15 protein-coding genes and 1 tRNA gene are annotated in these 18859 nt (G+C 36.3%); 13 read left to right on the forward strand and 3 right to left on the reverse strand.

Going from position 1 to position 18859, the window contains the following annotated elements:
* Positions 1-65: 65 nt before the first annotated feature.
* From SIB89_RS10995 to SIB89_RS11005, 3 genes are all read right to left on the reverse strand, one after another.
* Positions 66-779 (reverse strand): tRNA1(Val) (adenine(37)-N6)-methyltransferase, encoded by a 714-nt coding sequence (locus tag SIB89_RS10995; RefSeq protein ID WP_412559803.1) that lies wholly within the window; start codon positions 777-779, stop codon positions 66-68.
* A 31-nt stretch (positions 780-810) separates the two neighbouring features.
* Positions 811-1344, reverse strand: coding sequence for a ribosome maturation factor RimM (gene rimM / locus SIB89_RS11000; protein ID WP_412559804.1), 534 nt, complete (start codon positions 1342-1344; stop codon positions 811-813).
* 140 nt (positions 1345-1484) lie between these two features.
* Positions 1485-2006 carry a 30S ribosomal protein S16 gene (locus tag SIB89_RS11005; protein WP_273291556.1) on the reverse strand — a complete coding sequence of 174 codons (522 nt, stop codon included), beginning with the start codon at positions 2004-2006 and terminating at the stop codon, positions 1485-1487.
* Positions 2007-2220: 214 nt separating this feature from the next.
* On the opposite strand from SIB89_RS11005, the gene SIB89_RS11010 reads away from it, so the two are divergent.
* From SIB89_RS11010 to SIB89_RS11070, 13 genes are all read left to right on the forward strand, one after another.
* On the forward strand, positions 2221-3510 hold the full coding sequence (locus SIB89_RS11010) for a DUF6252 family protein (RefSeq protein ID WP_412559805.1): 1290 nt from the start codon (positions 2221-2223) through the stop codon (positions 3508-3510).
* A gap of 196 nt (positions 3511-3706) precedes the next feature.
* Positions 3707-4156 carry a ferritin-like domain-containing protein gene (locus SIB89_RS11015; RefSeq protein WP_412559806.1) on the forward strand — a complete coding sequence of 150 codons (450 nt, stop codon included), beginning with the start codon at positions 3707-3709 and terminating at the stop codon, positions 4154-4156.
* A 119-nt stretch (positions 4157-4275) separates the two neighbouring features.
* Positions 4276-4725, forward strand: a complete 450-nt coding sequence (locus SIB89_RS11020; protein ID WP_273291560.1) for a ferritin-like domain-containing protein — start codon at positions 4276-4278, stop codon at positions 4723-4725.
* Positions 4726-4958: 233 nt separating this feature from the next.
* Positions 4959-9344: a DNA polymerase III subunit alpha gene (gene dnaE, locus SIB89_RS11025; protein ID WP_412559807.1), complete on the forward strand. Its 4386-nt coding sequence runs from the start codon at positions 4959-4961 to the stop codon at positions 9342-9344.
* Positions 9345-9401: 57 nt separating this feature from the next.
* Complete coding sequence (locus SIB89_RS11030; protein WP_412559808.1) at positions 9402-9575, forward strand: hypothetical protein; 174 nt, start codon at positions 9402-9404, stop codon at positions 9573-9575.
* Positions 9576-9703: 128 nt separating this feature from the next.
* The gene (gene trxA / locus SIB89_RS11035) at positions 9704-10021 is read left to right on the forward strand and encodes a thioredoxin (protein WP_155088173.1); all 318 of its coding nucleotides are present in this window, start codon (positions 9704-9706) and stop codon (positions 10019-10021) included.
* Between the two features lie 194 nt (positions 10022-10215).
* Positions 10216-11145, forward strand: a complete 930-nt coding sequence (locus tag SIB89_RS11040; RefSeq protein WP_412559809.1) for a DUF58 domain-containing protein — start codon at positions 10216-10218, stop codon at positions 11143-11145.
* Positions 11146-11221: 76 nt separating this feature from the next.
* Positions 11222-11295 (forward strand) — tRNA-Asp (locus SIB89_RS11045).
* A 322-nt stretch (positions 11296-11617) separates the two neighbouring features.
* Positions 11618-13993, forward strand: a complete 2376-nt coding sequence (locus SIB89_RS11050) for a sigma 54-interacting transcriptional regulator (RefSeq protein ID WP_412559810.1) — start codon at positions 11618-11620, stop codon at positions 13991-13993.
* Positions 13994-14169: 176 nt separating this feature from the next.
* On the forward strand, positions 14170-14607 hold the full coding sequence (locus SIB89_RS11055) for a hypothetical protein (protein ID WP_412559811.1): 438 nt from the start codon (positions 14170-14172) through the stop codon (positions 14605-14607).
* Complete coding sequence (locus SIB89_RS11060) at positions 14574-16433, forward strand: PAS domain S-box protein (RefSeq protein WP_412559812.1); 1860 nt, start codon at positions 14574-14576, stop codon at positions 16431-16433. The genes SIB89_RS11055 and SIB89_RS11060 overlap by 34 nt, the downstream gene beginning before the upstream one ends.
* A 1-nt stretch (position 16434) precedes the next feature.
* Positions 16435-16884, forward strand: a complete 450-nt coding sequence (locus SIB89_RS11065) for a response regulator (protein ID WP_412559813.1) — start codon at positions 16435-16437, stop codon at positions 16882-16884.
* A gap of 22 nt (positions 16885-16906) precedes the next feature.
* Positions 16907-18859 carry a T9SS type A sorting domain-containing protein gene (locus tag SIB89_RS11070; RefSeq protein WP_412559814.1) on the forward strand — a complete coding sequence of 651 codons (1953 nt, stop codon included), beginning with the start codon at positions 16907-16909 and terminating at the stop codon, positions 18857-18859.

The following is an 18859-nucleotide window of genomic DNA, read 5'->3' on the forward strand; positions in this document are numbered from 1 at the left end:
GTAATTTTTTAAAATCTATTGAAGGTCAAATGTAACGAAATCGTTTTCATTGCCCAATAAGAGAACTACATTTTCAGATAAAAATCTTTAGTTAAATTTATATAGTCATCCGTATATTGATGTCGTGAAGTTTCTATGATTAATTCTGAAGTATGAGTTTCAGTTTCTGTATAGCTAAACTCAATCAAACTTCGTTTAATTTCTGAGTTTGGATTGCCCTTTACCCTTAAAATGCGATTAGGTGAAAGGCCAATAAGGCTAGCTTCTTCAATAAACGTGTTTTCCATTTTATGAGGAATAACAATTGAAAATATACCGTTTTCCGATAAAAAATTTATTACAGCAAAGATGATATGTTCCATAGGCATAGCGTCACTAAATCGAGCTAAGTTCCTTGCTTTGTCTTCGGTTTTGTAATCTTCCGAGTAGAAAGGTGGATTACAGATGATAAGGTCAAATTTTTCATCTACGGCTTCAATATATTCTAATAATGAAGCGTGGAAACAAAACAGACGGTCGTTCCAAGGTGAGTTTTCAAAATTCTCTGCGCATTGCTCAAATGCGTCATCATCAATTTCAATCGCTTCAATTTGTTCAGCATGACTGCGTTGAGCAATCATTAGGCTAAGGATTCCTGTGCCAGCACCAATATCCAATACGTTAAATGGATTATGGTCAACAGATGTCCAAGCACCAAGTAATACTCCATCGGTACCAATTTTCATGGCACAACGGTCTTGATTGACTGTAAATTGTTTGAACTGAAATGGCTTATTCATAGGAGTGAAAGTCCTTCCCTCAGGGGAGGATTTAGGATGGGCTTATATACAATTCAATCAACCCCTCAGGTGTATCAACTTCAATGGTTTTATTTTTCCTGTCAACTTTAACTATAAATTCATCATTCATCGGAATTAGGATTTCAACACCATCTCTATCAATTTCAAAAAGCGCTTGAGCCGTAGAATCGTTAATGGCTTTAATAATACCCACTTCACCAAAGTTTTTTTCCTTTATTGTAAAACCAATAACCTCATGAAAGTAAAATTTATCACCTTCGAGTTTAGGGAGTAAATCCAAAGGTAAGTAAAGCTCAGACTTAAGCAAGGCATCGGCATCAGCTTCAGTGTCTACTTCCTCAAATTTAAGTCGAAGCAAATCCGACTTGTGTAATTGGGAAGATTCGATAAAAAAAGGCACTAGGTTTCCTCTTAAGTCAATAAAAATGGCATCTAAATTATCGTAAAGGTCAGGTTCATCCGTATCTAGTTTAGCCAATAGCTCCCCTTTAAAGCTGTACTTCTTTACAATCTTACCTAAATAAAAACAATCTTCTTTTTTCAAGACCAAGTATTGATTTGTCACCCTGAATTTATTTCAGGGTCTTTTTTTTATTAAAATTTTAGATTATGCATAAGAAAGTTCTTTGCACAAAAAACCCAGACCATAATGATCTGGGTTTAAAAGTATAAAAAATAAATTCTTTATTCTTCTTCGTTAGAAGCCGTTGCTTCTTCTGTTGCAGCTTCAGTTTCTTCAGCTACTTCTTCTTCAACAACTGGTTCAGCTGCTGCAATACGTGCTTCGTTTACAGCTTTTTCTGCTTCAAGTGCTTTAGCTCTCGCATCAGCTTCTGCTTTAGACAATCCTTCAGCTTTAGCTTCAATTTTAGCAGTTTTTTCTTCCAACCAAGCGTTGAATTTTTCTTCAGCTTGCTCTTCGGTAAGTGCTCCTTTTCTAACACCAACAGCTAAATGCTTTTTAAGCATCGCACCTTTGTAAGACAAAATTGCTTTTGCAGTGTCAGTTGGTTGTGCACCATTCTGTAACCATTTTACAGCTCCGTCAACATCTAATTCTATAGTTGCAGGATTTGTGTTTGGGTTGTAAGCACCTAATTTTTCTAGGTATTTACCATCTCTTTTAGCGCGAGAATCCGCAGCTACGATCCAGTAATAAGGTTTTCCTTTCTTACCGTGTCTTTGTAATCTAATTTTTACAGGCATAATAATTAATTAGTGAGGTTCTCGACCTCTGTTATTAATGAGGGCGCAAAGATAGTGTATTTTTTTAATTTACAAGGCTTTTAACCACTTTAACTGAAAGATTATTACTTTGACCTAAAGACCAATCCAAGATGAGCTCAGAATAAAAAAATATTATACTTTTGAAACTCTTGTTTCGTTATATTTGAAACAAAGATAAATTAGTATTTAAACAATGAAAAAACTAATCCTCTTATCTCTTATTTTCTTAACGGTATTAAGCTGTGGTGACGAAGTACAATTCAATACACCTGCTTTTCAAGGTGATCGTGCAAATGAGCTTTGGAGAGCTAAGGCATTCTCAGCTAGTATTGATGCTAATGGTTTCTTAACGATTACAGGCACTAATAATATTGAAACGGTAAATCTCAGGACGCCTTCTGTTTCAGAAGGAACCTATGTCGTTGGAAATGTTAATGCTATAGAGGCTGAATATATTGATGGTTTTGGCACAATATTTTCTACTAACAATAGACCAGACCCTAGCGTTTCTATATATCCGGAATTAGGTGAAATTGTAATAGAAGAAATAGATATCGCAAACGCAACATTTACTGGGACATTTAGATTTTTGGCTTTTGATGCTTCAGGTTTAAACTCTGTAGGTTACACCAATGGAATTTTTTATAAAGTTCCTTTAATATCTGGCACAATACCTGCAAACCCTATGACGTGTACAGATACTGAAATGGCAGCTGATACGGCTTTATTGGCTTACCAGGCGACATTCGATTCTAGTTTAGAGTTTGTGAGCAGCGCAGATTTTGAAGCGGCTTGTAATGCCTATAGTGAGGCTTTAACAACTCAACGCAACTTTTGCGGAGATGCAGATGGGTCTATACAAGCAATGATCGATGCTTTAGGAAGTTGTCAAATTAGTTGTTCGCAGGCAACTGATAATAGGATAGAAGCCGAAAACCAATACAATACCGCAACAATTGGTAATTTTGATGAGAAGTGTGCTCAATATATATTTTACCTTCAGGAGCAGATTCAATTTTGTGGGGATGCAGATGGATCTATTCAGGCGGAAATCGACAATCTAGACTGTGCTGATGATGACTCAGATGGAGTGCCAAATGCTTTCGAAGACTTTAATGGTGATGGTGATTTAGAAAATGATGATATCGATGGTGACGGTACACCAAACTACTTGGATAATGACGATGATGGAGATGGAGTTTTAACCATAGACGAAGCAGTAGATGCAAATGGTAATCCAATAGATACTGATGGTGATGGTGATGTGAATTATTTAGACAATGATGACGATGGAGATGGCATATTTACCAATTTTGAAACAGGCGATACCGATGGTAATGGTGTTGAGGATTATTTAGACGATGATGATGATGGAGATACCATATTAACGATTAATGAGAACGCTGACCCTAATTCTGACGGCAATCCTGTGGATGCTTTAGATTCTGATGCGGACGGCACACCAGATTATTTACAAGCTTAGGTAGCCAAAAAAACCTAATAACAGGAAGCATTACTCGAGAGAGTGATGCTTTTTTTGTTAAATAAAGCTAAGTCTTTGTTAAAGATGTTAAATTGTTGGATTTTTCCTACTTTTTTGTTTATACTATATAGTGTTGAGATGTTAACAATACGCATCCTAAAAGAAGGTATTGAAACTTAAAAACAACAAACCAATTATGACATTTTCAGAAGAAATTTCAAATAAATTAAATGAATTATTAGTAAAGAATTATGATGCCGAGAAAGGCTATCTCAACGCTATCGATAATGTTGATAGCGATAGGCTTAAAATGTTCTTTAAAAGAAGAGCATCTGAGCGAAGTGAATTTGCCAAAGAATTGAGAACCGAAATCTTAAGATATGGTGAAGACCCTAAAGATTCAGGTAGTTTTAAAGGTACAGTCCATAGAAACTGGATGAGCCTAAAATCACTCTTCAGTTCTAACAACGAAGAAGCTATACTAGAAGAAGCCATAAAAGGCGAAAAGGAAAGTTTGAAGTCGTATAACGACTTGTTAGAAGAACGTAACCTACCGCCTTCGATAGATAGTTTATTGATTAAGCATAAAAATGCTATTCAAGCAGCTATCAATACAGAGAAGGTTCATGAAGAAATGGTATCCTAATAAAAGATCAACCACAACAAAAGGGTTGTTATAATTAACAGCTCTTTTTTTATTATAAGATGTTAAACGATGCGCATCTAAAAAAATTAAGTATCGAAAATTTTAAAATGAGAAAGATTATGAAGTACGAAACAGAAATTACAGATAAATTAAACGAGTTAATTGAAAAAAATATGAACGCTAAAGATGGTTATGAAATGGCTATCGATAAAGTAGAAAATAGCGAAGTGAAAAATTTTTTCAAGAATAGAGCAGAGGAACGTGCCAGATTTGTAAAAGAATTAAGAAGTGAAGTTTGGGACAATGGAGAGATTCCAGAGAACTCAGGGAACATTACTGGCGAATTACATAGAACATGGATGTCTTTAAAGACAGCATTTTCAACAAATAATGAAGATGCCATCTTAGAAGAAACCATAAGAGGTGAAAAATCTAGTTTAGAAGAATATAATGAAATTCTAAATGAAGGAACTATGCCAATGCCTATAACTAATATTCTAAGAGAGCAGCGAAATGCTATTGAAGCAACTGTTGCTAAAGCGAAAAATTTTGAGGTCGTATTGTCCTAAAATTAAAGATTAACTGAATTAAAAAACCACACCATTTGGTGTGGTTTTTTAATGTTCAAAACTCATAATAACTTCACTTTAAAAAAGTACAAATTCTATGTAATTTTATGGACTAACTTTCTGTCACGTTGAGCACAGTCGATACGCTTTTGAGTTTTAGGTTGCTATGGCTCCGACTGCGCTCAGCATGATATTCGTTTTTCCCCTCTGGGGAAATTAAAAGGGGCTTATTTATGTACTTAATATTCGATACCGAAACCACAGGATTACCAAAACGCTGGGACGCGCCAATCACTGATACGGACAATTGGCCAAGAGCCATCCAGATTGCATGGCAGTTACATGACGCGATGGGGAATTGTATTGAGCATCAGGATTATTTGATAAAACCTGAGGGTTTCAATATTCCATATGATGCCGAAAAAATCCACGGTATTTCCACTGAATTGGCAGCAGAAAAAGGTGTGCCATTGGCTGAGGTTCTGGAAAAATTCAATACCGCTTTAGCTAAAACCAAATTTGTGGTCGGGCAAAATGTTGGATTCGATTTGAATATTATGGGTGCGGAGTTTGTCAGAGAAGATGTGGCAAATCAGTTACAAGAGCTTCCGGTTTTGGACACGTGTACAGAGCACACAGCCGAGCTGTGTAAAATTCCTGGTGGTCGTTACGGGAAATTCAAATTACCAACCTTGACGGAATTGCATGAATTCCTATTCAACAAACCATTTGCTGAAGCGCACAACGCCACAGCCGATGTTGAGGCAACCACACGTTGCTTTTTGGAACTTATTCGATTGAAGCAATACACAAAAGAACAGCTCGACGTTCAACCAGATTATTTCGAAAAGTTTTCTGAAGAAAACCCAAATGAAATTCAGCTGATTGGTTTAAAGCACATCAACCTTAAAAAAGAAAGTGCTAAAATCAACGCAAGGCTTCAAAAAGAGCAATCTGAAGTTGTCCCAATCCAAACCAATAAAGAAGCTGCGAAACAATTGGCAGATGTGGATTTTGTGCATCTGCATAACCATTCACAGTTTTCAATATTGCAATCCACCATAAGCATTAAGGATTTGGTGGATGCTGCAGCAAAGGAAAGTATGCCAGCCGTGGCATTGACCGACCACGGAAATATGATGGGCGCATTTCATTTTGTGAGTGCAGTTTCCAATCATAATAGAGCAATAAAAGCACAACATGCTGAAGCTGAAGAGGCGGGAGAAGAGAAAAAAGGGAATATTATCAAACCAATTATTGGCTGTGAGTTTTTTGTATGTGAGAATCATTTAGATAAAACCCGAAAAGACAACGGTTACCAGATCGTGTTGTTGGCCAAATCTAAAAAAGGATATCATAATTTGGCGAAATTATCGTCAGCCGCATTTACGGATGGCTTCTACTATGTGCCACGAATCGACAAGAAACTTATTGAACAATACAAAGAAGATTTAATCTGTCTTACTGGAAACCTTTATGGTGAAGTGCCTAGTAAGGTGTTGAATATTGGCGAAAACCAAGCTGAAGAAGCCTTGCTGTGGTGGAAAGACACGTTTCAAGATGATTTGTATATCGAATTGATGCGCCATAATCAAGAAGATGAAAATCGTGTGAATCCGGTTTTGATTCAATTTGCACAAAAGCACGATGTAAAATTGGTAGCCACCAACAATACCTATTATGTTGAGCAAGAAAATGCCAATGCACACGACATTCTATTGTGCGTAAAAGATGGCGAAAAACAAGCGACACCAATCGGTCGTGGTCGTGGTTATCGTTACGGACTGCCAAATCAAGAATATTATTTTAAGTCGTCCGAAGAAATGAAGGCCTTATTTCGGGATGTTCCTGAAGCGATTGTTAATATCCAAGAGGTGGTGGATAAGATTGAGCCTTATGAATTGGCGCGCGATGTGTTATTGCCTGCTTTTGATATTCCGGATGAATTCAAGTTTGAAGAAGATAAAGCCGATGGTGGCAAACGAGGTGAAAATGCCTATCTAAAACACCTCACTTATGAAGGTGCAAAAAAACGCTACGGAGAGATTACACCAGAAATCAAAGAACGACTCGATTTTGAGTTAAGCGTTATCGAAAACACAGGCTATCCAGGTTACTTCTTGATTGTTGAAGACTTTATTCGCGAAGCTCGAAAAATGGACGTTTCCGTTGGGCCAGGACGTGGTTCGGCAGCAGGTTCGGTGGTTGCTTATTGCCTTTGGATTACCAATATTGACCCAATAAAGTACGATTTACTTTTTGAGCGTTTCCTTAATCCAGATCGTGTAAGCATGCCAGATATCGATATCGATTTTGATGATGAAGGTCGTGGTAGAGTGATGCAATATGTGATTGATAAATATGGTGCCAATCAGGTGGCACAGATTATCACCTATGGTACCATGGCTGCAAAGTCGTCCATTAGAGATACAGCGCGTGTACTGGATTTACCTTTGAATGAAGCCGACCATATAGCGAAACTGATTCCGAATATGTCCAAACTCGGTAAGATTTTCGGCAAAAGTGAAAAGGAATTGGCTAGCAAATTCCGTTCAGAAGATTTAGAGAAAGTCAATCAGTTGCTCAACATTTCAGATGGTGAAGATTTACAGGCCGAAACTGTAAATCAAGCTCGTATCTTAGAGGGTTCGGTTAGAAATACGGGAATTCACGCTTGTGGAGTCATCATTACACCTGGTGATATTACCAATTATGTACCTGTTTCGGTGGCCAAAGATTCCGATTTGTACGTCACGCAGTTTGATAACTCTGTGGTTGAAAGTGCTGGGTTGCTGAAGATGGATTTCTTGGGTCTAAAAACACTGACCTTAATAAAAGATACGGTTAAAATTGTAAAAGCAAAGCATAATATAGACCTTGATCCAGATAGCTTTCCGTTGGATGACGAAAAAACATACGAACTTTTCCAACGTGGAGAAACGGTTGGGATTTTTCAGTATGAATCGCCAGGTATGCAAAAACACATGAAGCATTTAAAGCCTACGGTTTTTGATGATTTAATTGCCATGAACGCGCTGTATCGTCCCGGTCCGATGGAATATATTCCGAGTTTTATTAATCGTAAACACGGTAAAGAGGAAATTATTTACGATTTGCCTGAAATGGAAGAATACCTAAAGGAAACTTACGGTATTACGGTGTATCAAGAGCAAGTGATGTTGTTGTCCCAAAAATTGGCGGACTTTACCAAAGGTGAAGCCGATGTTTTGAGAAAAGCGATGGGTAAAAAGCAGAAAGCGGTACTTGATAAGATGAAACCAAAATTCATCGAGCAAGCTGCTGCTAAGGGGATGGATAAGGACAAGCTCGAAAAAATCTGGAAGGATTGGGAAGCCTTTGCAAGTTATGCCTTCAACAAATCGCATAGTACATGTTACGCTTGGATTGCCTACCAAACGGCTTATCTGAAAGCTCATTATCCAGCGGAATATATGGCTGCGGTGCTTTCTAATAATATGAACGATATTAAATCCGTAACCTTCTTTATGGAAGAATGTAAGCGGATGCGACTACCAGTTCTTGGGCCAAGTGTCAACGAGAGTTTCTATAAATTTTCGGTAAATAAGGACAATGCGGTACGGTTCGGTATGGGAGCCATAAAAGGTGTAGGTCATGGAGCTGTAAAAACTATTGTGGAAAACCGTAAAAAAGACGGAAATTATAAATCTATTTTCGATTTGGCAAAGCGTATCGATTTGCGAGCTGCCAACAAAAAAGCCTTTGAAGGATTGGCAAATGCAGGCGGATTTGATTGTTTTGAAGATACACATAGAGCACAATATTTTGCCCATGATGGAGATGGCATTACCTTTTTAGAAAAAGCGGTGAAGTATGGTGCCAAACATCAGGAAAATGAAAATTCGGCACAAGTGAGTTTGTTTGGGGAAGCTAGTGATGTACAGATTGCAGAACCACAAGTACCGCCTTGTGAAGATTGGGGAACAATGGAAAAACTATCGCGCGAAAAGGAAGTAGTTGGTATTTATATTTCTGGTCATCCGTTGGATGATTTTAAAATTGAAATGAAAACCTTTTGCAATGGTAGTATTTCAGTTTTCAACGATTTAAATGCGGTTGTAAATCGAGAAATTACCTTTGGTGGTGTGGTTACCGAAGTACAGCATCGTGTGAGTAAGCAAGGCAAGGGTTGGGCGATTTTTACGATTGAAGATTATACGGATAGTCACGACTTTAGGATTTTTGGTGAGGACTATTTAAAGTTCAGGCATTTCTTGGTACAGAATTCCTTTGTTTATGTACGCGCCTATGTAAAGGAAGGTTGGATGAACAGAGAAACGGGTCAAAAAGGAGAGCCAAGGATTCAGTTTAATAATTTTCAGTTGCTGCACGATGTTATGGATGCCTATGCCAAAAAGTTGTCCATACAATTGAATATAGATGATTTGGAAAAAGACACGGTTTCAAACTTACAAGACTTACTTGGTATGCATATAGGCAATCATAACCTCAATTTTGTGGTGTATGACCAATCTGAAAAATTAAAGTTGAACATGCCAAGCCGAAAACAGAAGGTAAAGATTTCACAAGAGCTGTTGAATGAGCTGCATGAGTTGGATGTTAGGTATAAGTTGAATTAAGGATGTAACATTTCCTAAGTTTTAATTACTAATACAATACATCAAAATTCAAATGTTATGAAATCCACAAGAAATATTTTATTGTTTATAGGTACGCTTGGTATATTGGCTTCAATTTATGGATTTGCAACAGGTAGTTCCGTTACAGAATATCTTATCGGTTTTATATGTAGTTCGAGTTTAATCTTGGGTTATTTTGATTTCAAGAAGCACAAGTCTCAAAGTTGTTGAAGTTGTTTCAGCTTGTATTAAGTCCGTCAATATGGCAATAATCAAATGAAATACTGCCATTGTAAGGTTTGGCAAAATTTTTGACTAATTTTGTGTAAACGAAGTAGAATACAATTAAAATAAATATTATGGCATTAGAAATAACAGATGCAACGTTTGAAGAAACAGTATTAAAGAGTGATAAACCGGTAATGGTAGATTTTTGGGCAGCGTGGTGCGGACCTTGCCGTATGGTTGGACCAATCATTGACGAAATTAGCACAGAGTACGAAGGAAAAGCTGTAGTTGGTAAGGTAGATGTTGATGCAAATCAAGAATTTGCTGCTAAATACGGAGTAAGAAACATACCAACAGTATTGGTTTTTAAAGATGGTGAAGTCGTAGGACGACAAGTAGGTGTTGCACCAAAGAACGCTTATTCAGAAGCTATCGATGCACTTTTATAGTCGATATTCAAATAAGTTCTAAAAGAAATGATAAAAGGTTTGCCATTGCGGCGAACCTTTTTTAGTTTAGGCGTATAGCACGAAGCACGAAGCACGAAGCACGAAGCACGAAGCACGAAGCACGAAGCACGAAGCACGAAGCACGAAGCACGAAGCGAAAAAAATTCCTTCCCGTTGGGAAGGCTAGGATAGGAATGGATTTACAATTAGAATTAAATAAAGCAGGCGGTTTTAAAAACCTAGAATTACTCGCCAAGCAAGTAGTAGAGGGTTTTATTGCTGGCATGCATAAAAGTCCGTTTCATGGATTTTCGGCAGAATTTGCTGAACATAAGATTTACAATCAAGGTGAAAGTACCAAACACATCGATTGGAAACTCTATGCCAAAACCGATCGTTTGTACACCAAGCGCTATGATGAGGAAACCAATCTACGTTGTCATTTGATCGTGGATAATAGTACTTCGATGCACTATCCAGAATCGGCAGGTACAACAATTGATAATCTCAATAAAATTGCATTTTCGGCATTGGCAAGCGCATCCTTAATGCATATTCTAAAAAAACAGCGTGATGCGGTTGGGTTGAGTATTTATAGTGATACTTATGATTTTTACGCACCTGAAAAAGGGAGCGAGCGGCACCATAGAATGTTGCTGAGCAAATTAGGTGAAGCTGTAATTGCTAAGCCAAAGTCCAAAACCACTGAAACCTATACCTATTTGCACCAGATAGCAGAGAAGATTCATCGCAGGTCTTTGATATTTTTGTTTACGGACATGTTTCAGACCTCTGAAGACGATGAGAAGTTGTTTGAGGCTTTAAGACATCTAAAACACAATAAGCACGAAGTGGTTTTATTTCATATATATGATAAAGCTAAAGAATTGACTTTTCAGTTTGATAATAGGCCTAAACGTTTTATAGATGTGGAAACAGGTGATTTTATCAATTTGTATCCGGATAACATCAAGGAAAATTATGAAAAGGCTGTAAAAGATTACTTTGACAACCTAAAATTGAAATGCGGACAGTACAGAATAAAGTATGTTGAGGCGGACATTAATAAGGGCTTTAACCAGATACTCACCACATATATGATAGAGCGGCAAAAATTTGTGTAAATAAATCTCTATTTTTTTAATTTTTTGTTTGCGGAATTAAAAATGCAATGTATATTTGCCCTCGCAATTATGCAACGGTCTGGTAGTTCAGCTGGTTAGAATATCTGCCTGTCACGCAGGGGGTCGCGGGTTCGAGTCCCGTCCAGACCGCAAAAATTGCTTAAAAGCTCTGAGAAATTGGAGCTTTTTCAATATAAAGACGTTGTGTTGCGCTCAGAGTAACATCTGAGTATTAGTAGAAATCCAATTTATTGGATATTTACCAATGAAAGGCTTTCCTTTTTTCTGAATAAGAAAATCGGGATGCTTTTTTGTTTTTATACAATTTTTAAAAAAAATATATTGTACTATCTTAGTTTAATAACGATACAGGTATCTTTTTTTTGTATATTAGGTGTATTCTTGTGTGACTCAACTTTAAAGAAATCTCTTAACTGCCCACCCTAAAGGCGGAATATTTGTATTGTGTCCTATGAAAAAAGATAAAGCCCCAGGCAAAAACCCTAACCCTTCTAATACTGTTTTTAATCGAAATAGTATATACTCAAAAATTTTTCATAACAACCCAACACCTCATACCCTCGCAAAAAAGAGCGATAGAACCTTAGTTGACGTTAACGAAGCATGGGAAAAATTTACAGGCTATAAAAAAGAAGAGGTTTTAGGGCATACTGTTGAGGATTTAGAGCTTATTTGTTTAAGTGAGGCCAATTCTATTAGGGCGTTTTTAGCGGATCAGGAAATCCTCAAATCATACGAGCTAGAAGTGATTAAAAAAAATGGTGACACCACCTATGGATTGGCAACCTTTCAATTAGTCAATTTGGGAGGGGATGATTTTGTGCAGTCCTCAATTTTAGATATTAGTGCACTAAAGCATACCGAGAACCAGCTTCAGGTGTCCAAAAACTTTTCTGAGTCTGTATTAGATAGTATGCATGAAGGGCTTATAGTATTAAATGCAGACCTCACTTGTATCCGCGTAAATAAGGCTTATCTTGATATGACTGGGTATAAAGAGTCTGAAATTGTGGGTACAAAACAGCCTTTTCCTCATTGGCCACCTGAGCACTATAAAACCTTCAGAAAATACGTAAGTTTAGGTCTGCAAGGTGTTTTCAATAAAAGTCAACTCACATTTAAGAAGGCAAATGGTGACCGTTTTGAGGCAGCGGTAGCAAATGCAAAAATTACCAATAGCCAAGAAGAAACCATTGGTTATGTGTCAACTTTTGTAGATATATCAGAGCGGCTAAAATTTCAGAATGAGTTAAAGGATAAATCAGAGAGAGCTTTAAATAGAAAAAATGTCATTCTCAAACTAGTAAATCTAATAGGTGAAGATTTTGATAAGGTCTTAAAAAACATAATCTCAAGTGCCGCTCAAGCATTAGAAGTAAACCGAGTTAGTATTTGGAAATTTAATGAGGATGAGACCCAAATACACTGTCTAAGTGCTTATCATTTGCAAGGAGATGAATTTAAAAATAGTGAAGAGCTCGAAACAAAGAACTATCCTAACTATTTTAAAAAACTGTACGATAAAAAAATTGTAAAAATCAATGATTGTGCAAATAGTGAATTTGATAATGATTACAAAAATAGTTACTTAGACAAGTTTGGTATCACTTCCATGCTCGATGTTTTTGTTAAAGGCCTTAAGAAACCTTTTGGTGTACTCTGTTTTGAGCATTTAGATGACATAAGGGAGTGGACACCAGAAGAAGAACAATTTGCTACAACTGTTGCGGGTTTGGTGTCATTGGCCATTGAGAATGCCGAAAGAACAAAAATTCAGAAAAAGCTAATTGAGACAAACAAAAAACTGTCTGTAGCGAATACTGATTTAAACCACCTGAGAAAAGAATTAGAGCAACAGAACGTTTACCTTAGAGAGCAAATAAACCTGGTATTTAATTATGAAGAAATGGTTTATAGCAGTGCGGCCTTTAGCCAGGTGCTTACCGATGTAGAAAAAGTGGCTGAAACAGATGCTACGGTGCTGCTATTGGGTGAGTCTGGTACAGGGAAAGAACTTATAGCCAGAGCAATCCATAACATTAGTGGGAGAAGTTCAAAACCACTAATTAAAGTTAATTGCGCTGCAATACCCAAAGAGTTGATTGAGAGTGAGTTGTTTGGTCATAAAAAAGGATCGTTTACGGGTGCATTAAATGATAAAGAAGGTAAATTTAAACTAGCAGACGGTGGCACATTGTTCTTAGATGAAATTGGGGAATTGCCTTTAGACATGCAGCCTAAACTACTACGCGCAATACAAGAGCACGAAATAGAACCGATAGGTAGTTCTAAAGTACAAAAAGTAAACTTAAGAATAGTTGCAGCTACCAATAGAAATTTAGACAAGGAGGTTAAAAAGAAAAAATTTAGGGAAGACCTTTATTTTAGGCTCAATGTATTCCCAATAAATATACCACCGCTTAGACAAAGACCAGAAGATATACCTATTTTAATAGAGCATTTTGTGGACAAGTTTTGTAAAAAATACAATAAGAAAATCAAGTACATTCCTCAAGATACAAGACATGCCTTATACAACTATGATTGGCCTGGTAATGTTAGAGAATTGGAAAACTTGGTGGAGCGCGCTGTTATATTGACTAATACAGAAACCCTGTTTGTACCAGGATTCAAGTCTTCAGAAAAACCTACTCCTATACATTCTGCAACACTTAGCTTGGACGACGTACAAAGAATGCATATAGTACAGACTTTAGAGCAGTGTAACTGGAAAATCGACGGATCCCAAGGCGCTGCTCAAATTTTAGACATTAAACCAAGCACATTAAGAGATAGAATGAAAAAGCTTGGAATTAAAAAACCGTAGTCACGGTGTTCCGCGGATTGCGTTTTCCGTAAAGTAGTCCCACGGTATATCGTGGGTAGGTTAATTTATAGGAAAATATTTAAATCTTTTCAAATCAACGATTTAGAACTTTATTGTACTTAAATTTTGTATTTGGCACGTCTTTGGCAATATATAAAGCGAGTTTAAAAAATTATATGCCAATTACATTATCACATAACTTTAATATAGTTAGATTTTGGACAGAAAGCAATATACTTTTCTGTCAGTTTTTAGATACCAATCTCAATTACAAGTTAACGGATAGAGATATGGAGCGTTTTTTAAAAGCAATTGAAGATTTAACTAAGGAAAAGTGTATGCCATTAGTGGTAGATCTGAGAAATGTGGTTTGTAATTTTACTGTAGAGGCTTTTAAATTATTGGCAATAAATGAAAGTTTTTGCCAACGCATAACTTTTGAAGCCTTTGTTACAAACTCAATAAAAGGAAAACTCTTGGTTCTCGCTTATAAAAGAATCTTTGAGCCTAAAAAACCTTTTACAATATTTGATGACGTAGAAAAAGCTGTACAATATTGTACGGAAGAAAAAAAGAATGTATGCAAGCCCCAAAACTTGAAAAGTTCAACCTAAAAGGACAAAACGCTAGTATTTTAAATACTCTAGATGATCACCTCGTAATATCTGTAAACGATAGATTTGGTCGTGTTATTTATGTCAATGATAACTTTTGTGATCTTGTTGGCACATCTAGAAATCTTATTCTTGGAGAAGAAAATGAAATTTTAAAATCGCATTTACACACCAATAAAGTATACAAAAAATTGTGGAAAACCTTAAAAAAAGGGGACGTGTGGAAAGGTGTATTGTTTCATAAAATATCAGAATCTAGGCACTATTGGTTGCAAACCACAGTATATCCAATAAAAGATAAAAAAGATTGTATTACTAAATATCTTGCCGTCTATAATGATATTACCGATTATTACCAAAATCAAAACATAGATACTACTGTTGCGCTAGGAGAAAAAGTTGAGTTCAAAAATTTAGAGAAAGTTATCCTTTCTGTTAATAAAAGAGCTAAGATAATTAGGGCACAGAGCACATCCTTAAATAAGGACTACGACGAACTGGTTGGCTCTTATATCTACGATTTTATTGATATAGCTTATCACGATGCCATAAAATCTAAAATCGCTGAGGTATTTAATGAGAAAAAATCTAGTGATTTTCAATTTGCTAGATGCCAAGACAGCTATAATAAAGAACTTTATTTATCAGAAGTACAGCCTATTTTAGATAAATACGATGAGGTGTCTTATGCTAAAATCACTACTGAGCTTAAAACTAAGAATGTAAATATTTTAAGAGAGCTAAACGATATCCAAACTAAGTATAAAAATATACTAAAGTCACATAACTTAGGAATCGTTGTTGTAACAGATAGTAATGGTATTATAAAAGAATGGAACAAAGGCGCTGAAGTTGCATTTGGCTATAAAGAAGATGAAGTTCTAGGAAGATGCTTTTCTATGCTCATTTCCATACCGCAGATAGAGACAGGTGTAAGAGAGTTGCTTAAGATTAAAAATGACGTAGGTAATGTTAGAGAAGGCGATACTTTAGAAATGAATGCGCTTAAAAAAGATGGGAGAGCGTTTCCTGTAGAATTTGCTGTAAACGGATGGTTCTGCGGAAAGGAGCATTTCTTATCAGCATTTATGATAGACGTCACCGAACGAAAAAGCCTTGAAAATCGCCTACGACAAAAAACCAGGGATCTTGAGCTTTTTTTGTATAGATCTGCACACGCTCTCAAAGCACCATTAACCTCGGCAGAAGGTTTGCTGGCATTAATAAAAGAGGAGAATATTGATAGTAGCACTGCAGAATTAGTAGATTTATTGAGCATGAGTCTTCAAAAAGGAAAATTACTTTTTGATAATCTTGCTTTTGCCTCATCCATATCACAGAAAAAATTAGACGTAAGTGCCATCAACTTTAAGAAAGAAATTGAAAAGTCTATTGAATCGCTTAGCGGGCTTGATGGTTTTGATGAAATTGGTTTCAAAATAAATGTAAAGCAAACCAAACGCTTTTATTCGAGTAAAGAGCTGCTGAACTCTGTATTTCAAAATTTAATTCAGAATGCCATCAATTATAAAAAAACTTTGTCTACGAACTATAAACCCCTTATTAAAATAAATGTAGAACAACACGCAAACACTATAGATATAGTCATCTCAGATAACGGGCTGGGTATACGAAAAGAGAACCAAGATAAAGTGTTTGACCTTTATTATAGAGTTAGCAACGAAGGTGTACAAGGTACTGGCTTAGGTCTTTACATAGTTAAATGTATCATAGAAGATCTAAACGGAACCATAAGTTTAGATAGTAATGTTGCCAATGGCACAACTTTTAAAATAACAATCCCCAATTTACCTAAAAAAAAGTAGTATGATTTCTAATGTAATGCTTATAGACGATAACAAAATAGATTTGTTTATATGTAAAAAAATAATTGAGAAGTATGATCCGGAGATTAAAACCAGAAATTTTACCAATGGAATTTCAGCGCTCAATTATTTAAAGCTATGTCGTTTAAGCAGCAAGTCCAAAACCTTGGTGCCTCCAGATCTGATATTGCTCGATATTAATATGCCTCAAATGAACGGCTTTCAGTTTATAGAGGAGTTAAAGAAACAAGAACTATATCTTGCTCAATTGCCTAAAATCTACATGCTCTCATCGTCACTATACCCTGAGGACATCCTAAATTCAGATAACAATCCTTATTGTTCGGGATATTTAAATAAACCGCTCACTGTTGAAGGTTTTTCTAGTATTTGCAACACGGCCTCAAATAGCAAGAGACTTAGAGGTTCTTCTTATCTGAAATTAATCTAAAATAACCTAACCCAAATGTACTATGAAAATACACTACTATCTAATCACCACAATATTAACGGTTTGTGTAACGTCATTAAATGCCCAAATCAGTAATCATGGCGACTTAAAAATCGTTAGTGGTACCGACGTTAAGTTTATAGACGAGTATGTAAACAATGGCAACCATAACTCTGATGGCAATTTGCAATTAAACAACAATTTTATTAATAATGGTAGTACAGTCGCAAATTCCGGAACAACATTTTTTAAAAGTGCTACCAACAATTTAATTCAAATTTCAGGCACTGCTGATACGGTTAATTTTTACAATTTAGAGCTAGATGTAACAGCGGCAAATACTAAAGGTGTCCGCGTAGAGGACAACAGGGTTCTTAACCTGCAAAATTCACTGTACTTAAAAAACGGAGATTTGAGGTTGATGGGCGAGTCACAACTTATACAAATGCATTCTGGTTCAAACACAAATACATTTGGTGCTGGAAAATTGCTAAAGGATCAGCAAGGTGAGAGCTCGGTTTATAAATATAATTATTGGTCTTCACCAGTAAACCGAAGCGCTGTTTTTTCAATAGCCAGTTGTTTGTTTGATGGTTCTGACGCTGACTTAAACCCTTTTAGCCCACAGGCTATTAATTTAAATAACGGTGCGCCTTATAACGGTCTCCCTTCTGTAACTGATGTGAGCGGAAATGTCACTAATGCGCTTACCATAAATAAATATTGGCTATATACCTATATGGCTGGCAATGGTTCTTATGCAGATTGGTTGCATATAGATGAAAACACAACGTTAAATCCCGGGCAAGGATACACCATGAAAGGCACAGGTACATCATCTTCGTATCAAAATTATGTGTTTTATGGTGAACCCAATAACGGTGATTATACTTTTACCATAAATTCTGGTGAGCATGCCCTTTTAGGCAATCCGTATCCTTCCGCTTTGGATGCGGATCAATTTTTAACCGACAACGCTAGCGTTGTTGATGCGCTATATTTTTGGGTTGATGGAGGCTCTACGTCTCATTATTTAACAGATTATCTGGGCGGTTATGGTGTAAAGAACCTAACAGGTGGAACACCGCCTTCAGTAGCATCACCATTAATTTACGGAATAGGAACTTCTGGCTCAGTGACCTCGCCAACACAATATGTTTCTGTAGGTCAAGGATTTTTTGTACAGGCGTCTTCCAATGGTACAATTCAATTCAATAATGCACAACGGGCGTATAAAACAGAGTCTTCAACGGAAACTACTTTCTATCGATTAAATAGCAACGCTAATGACTTAAATAAATACATAAGAATAGGTTACGAAAATCCTGGAGGGTTTCATAGGCAGTTGTTGCTAGGATTCTTACCCAACTCTGGAGCAAATCTCGATTATAACATGGGCTACGATGCCAAAATGTTTGATCTAAGGGATAATGATGCTTATTTCATTATTGAAGACAATGATGATCTACAATATGTAATACAAGGTGTTGGAGAATTTGCTACGCAAATGGAGTTTCCGCTAGGGGTAAAAATTTCAGAACTGGGTAATCATAAAATCACTATAGATGCTCTGGAGAATTTCAACCATTCGGTTTATCTACGAGATACCTATACCAATACGGAAATTGACTTAACAGCGTCTGACTATGAATTTAGTTTGCCAATAGGTGTTTACAACAACAGGTTTATTATAGCCTTTGAGGCTTTAGATGTTCTACAAGTTGAGGATAATAGCCTAAAAGAGTTACAAGTTTTTTATAACGGTTTAGAGTCTATAATAGTTAAAAACAACAAGAACATTCACATAGACCGTATTGAAATCTATAACACCTTAGGTCAATTAATCATAACAAAACAAGATAATCTAAATAACAATAGCACTATTACCATACCATTTGCTCATCCAAACGGAATCTATATAGTGGACGTAAAAAGTGACAATACCCAAAAATCTACTAAAATCTTAAAATATTAA

The sequence above is a fragment of the Winogradskyella sp. MIT101101 genome, assembly GCF_047126865.1.
GTDB lineage: Bacteria > Bacteroidota > Bacteroidia > Flavobacteriales > Flavobacteriaceae > Winogradskyella > Winogradskyella ouciana.

Coding starts and splice junctions, on each gene's coding strand:
- SIB89_RS10995 (WP_412559803.1), bottom strand. CDS start 779: ATGAATAAGCCATTTCAGTTCAAACAATTTACAGTCAATCAAGACCGT.
- SIB89_RS11005 (WP_273291556.1), bottom strand. CDS start 2,006: ATGCCTGTAAAAATTAGATTACAAAGACACGGTAAGAAAGGAAAACCT.
- SIB89_RS11010 (WP_412559805.1), top strand. CDS start 2,221: ATGAAAAAACTAATCCTCTTATCTCTTATTTTCTTAACGGTATTAAGC.
- SIB89_RS11015 (WP_412559806.1), top strand. CDS start 3,707: ATGACATTTTCAGAAGAAATTTCAAATAAATTAAATGAATTATTAGTA.
- SIB89_RS11020 (WP_273291560.1), top strand. CDS start 4,276: ATGAAGTACGAAACAGAAATTACAGATAAATTAAACGAGTTAATTGAA.
- dnaE (WP_412559807.1), top strand. CDS start 4,959: ATGTACTTAATATTCGATACCGAAACCACAGGATTACCAAAACGCTGG.
- SIB89_RS11030 (WP_412559808.1), top strand. CDS start 9,402: ATGAAATCCACAAGAAATATTTTATTGTTTATAGGTACGCTTGGTATA.
- trxA (WP_155088173.1), top strand. CDS start 9,704: ATGGCATTAGAAATAACAGATGCAACGTTTGAAGAAACAGTATTAAAG.
- SIB89_RS11040 (WP_412559809.1), top strand. CDS start 10,216: ATGGATTTACAATTAGAATTAAATAAAGCAGGCGGTTTTAAAAACCTA.
- SIB89_RS11050 (WP_412559810.1), top strand. CDS start 11,618: ATGAAAAAAGATAAAGCCCCAGGCAAAAACCCTAACCCTTCTAATACT.
- SIB89_RS11055 (WP_412559811.1), top strand. CDS start 14,170: ATGCCAATTACATTATCACATAACTTTAATATAGTTAGATTTTGGACA.
- SIB89_RS11060 (WP_412559812.1), top strand. CDS start 14,574: ATGCAAGCCCCAAAACTTGAAAAGTTCAACCTAAAAGGACAAAACGCT.
- SIB89_RS11065 (WP_412559813.1), top strand. CDS start 16,435: ATGATTTCTAATGTAATGCTTATAGACGATAACAAAATAGATTTGTTT.
- SIB89_RS11070 (WP_412559814.1), top strand. CDS start 16,907: ATGAAAATACACTACTATCTAATCACCACAATATTAACGGTTTGTGTA.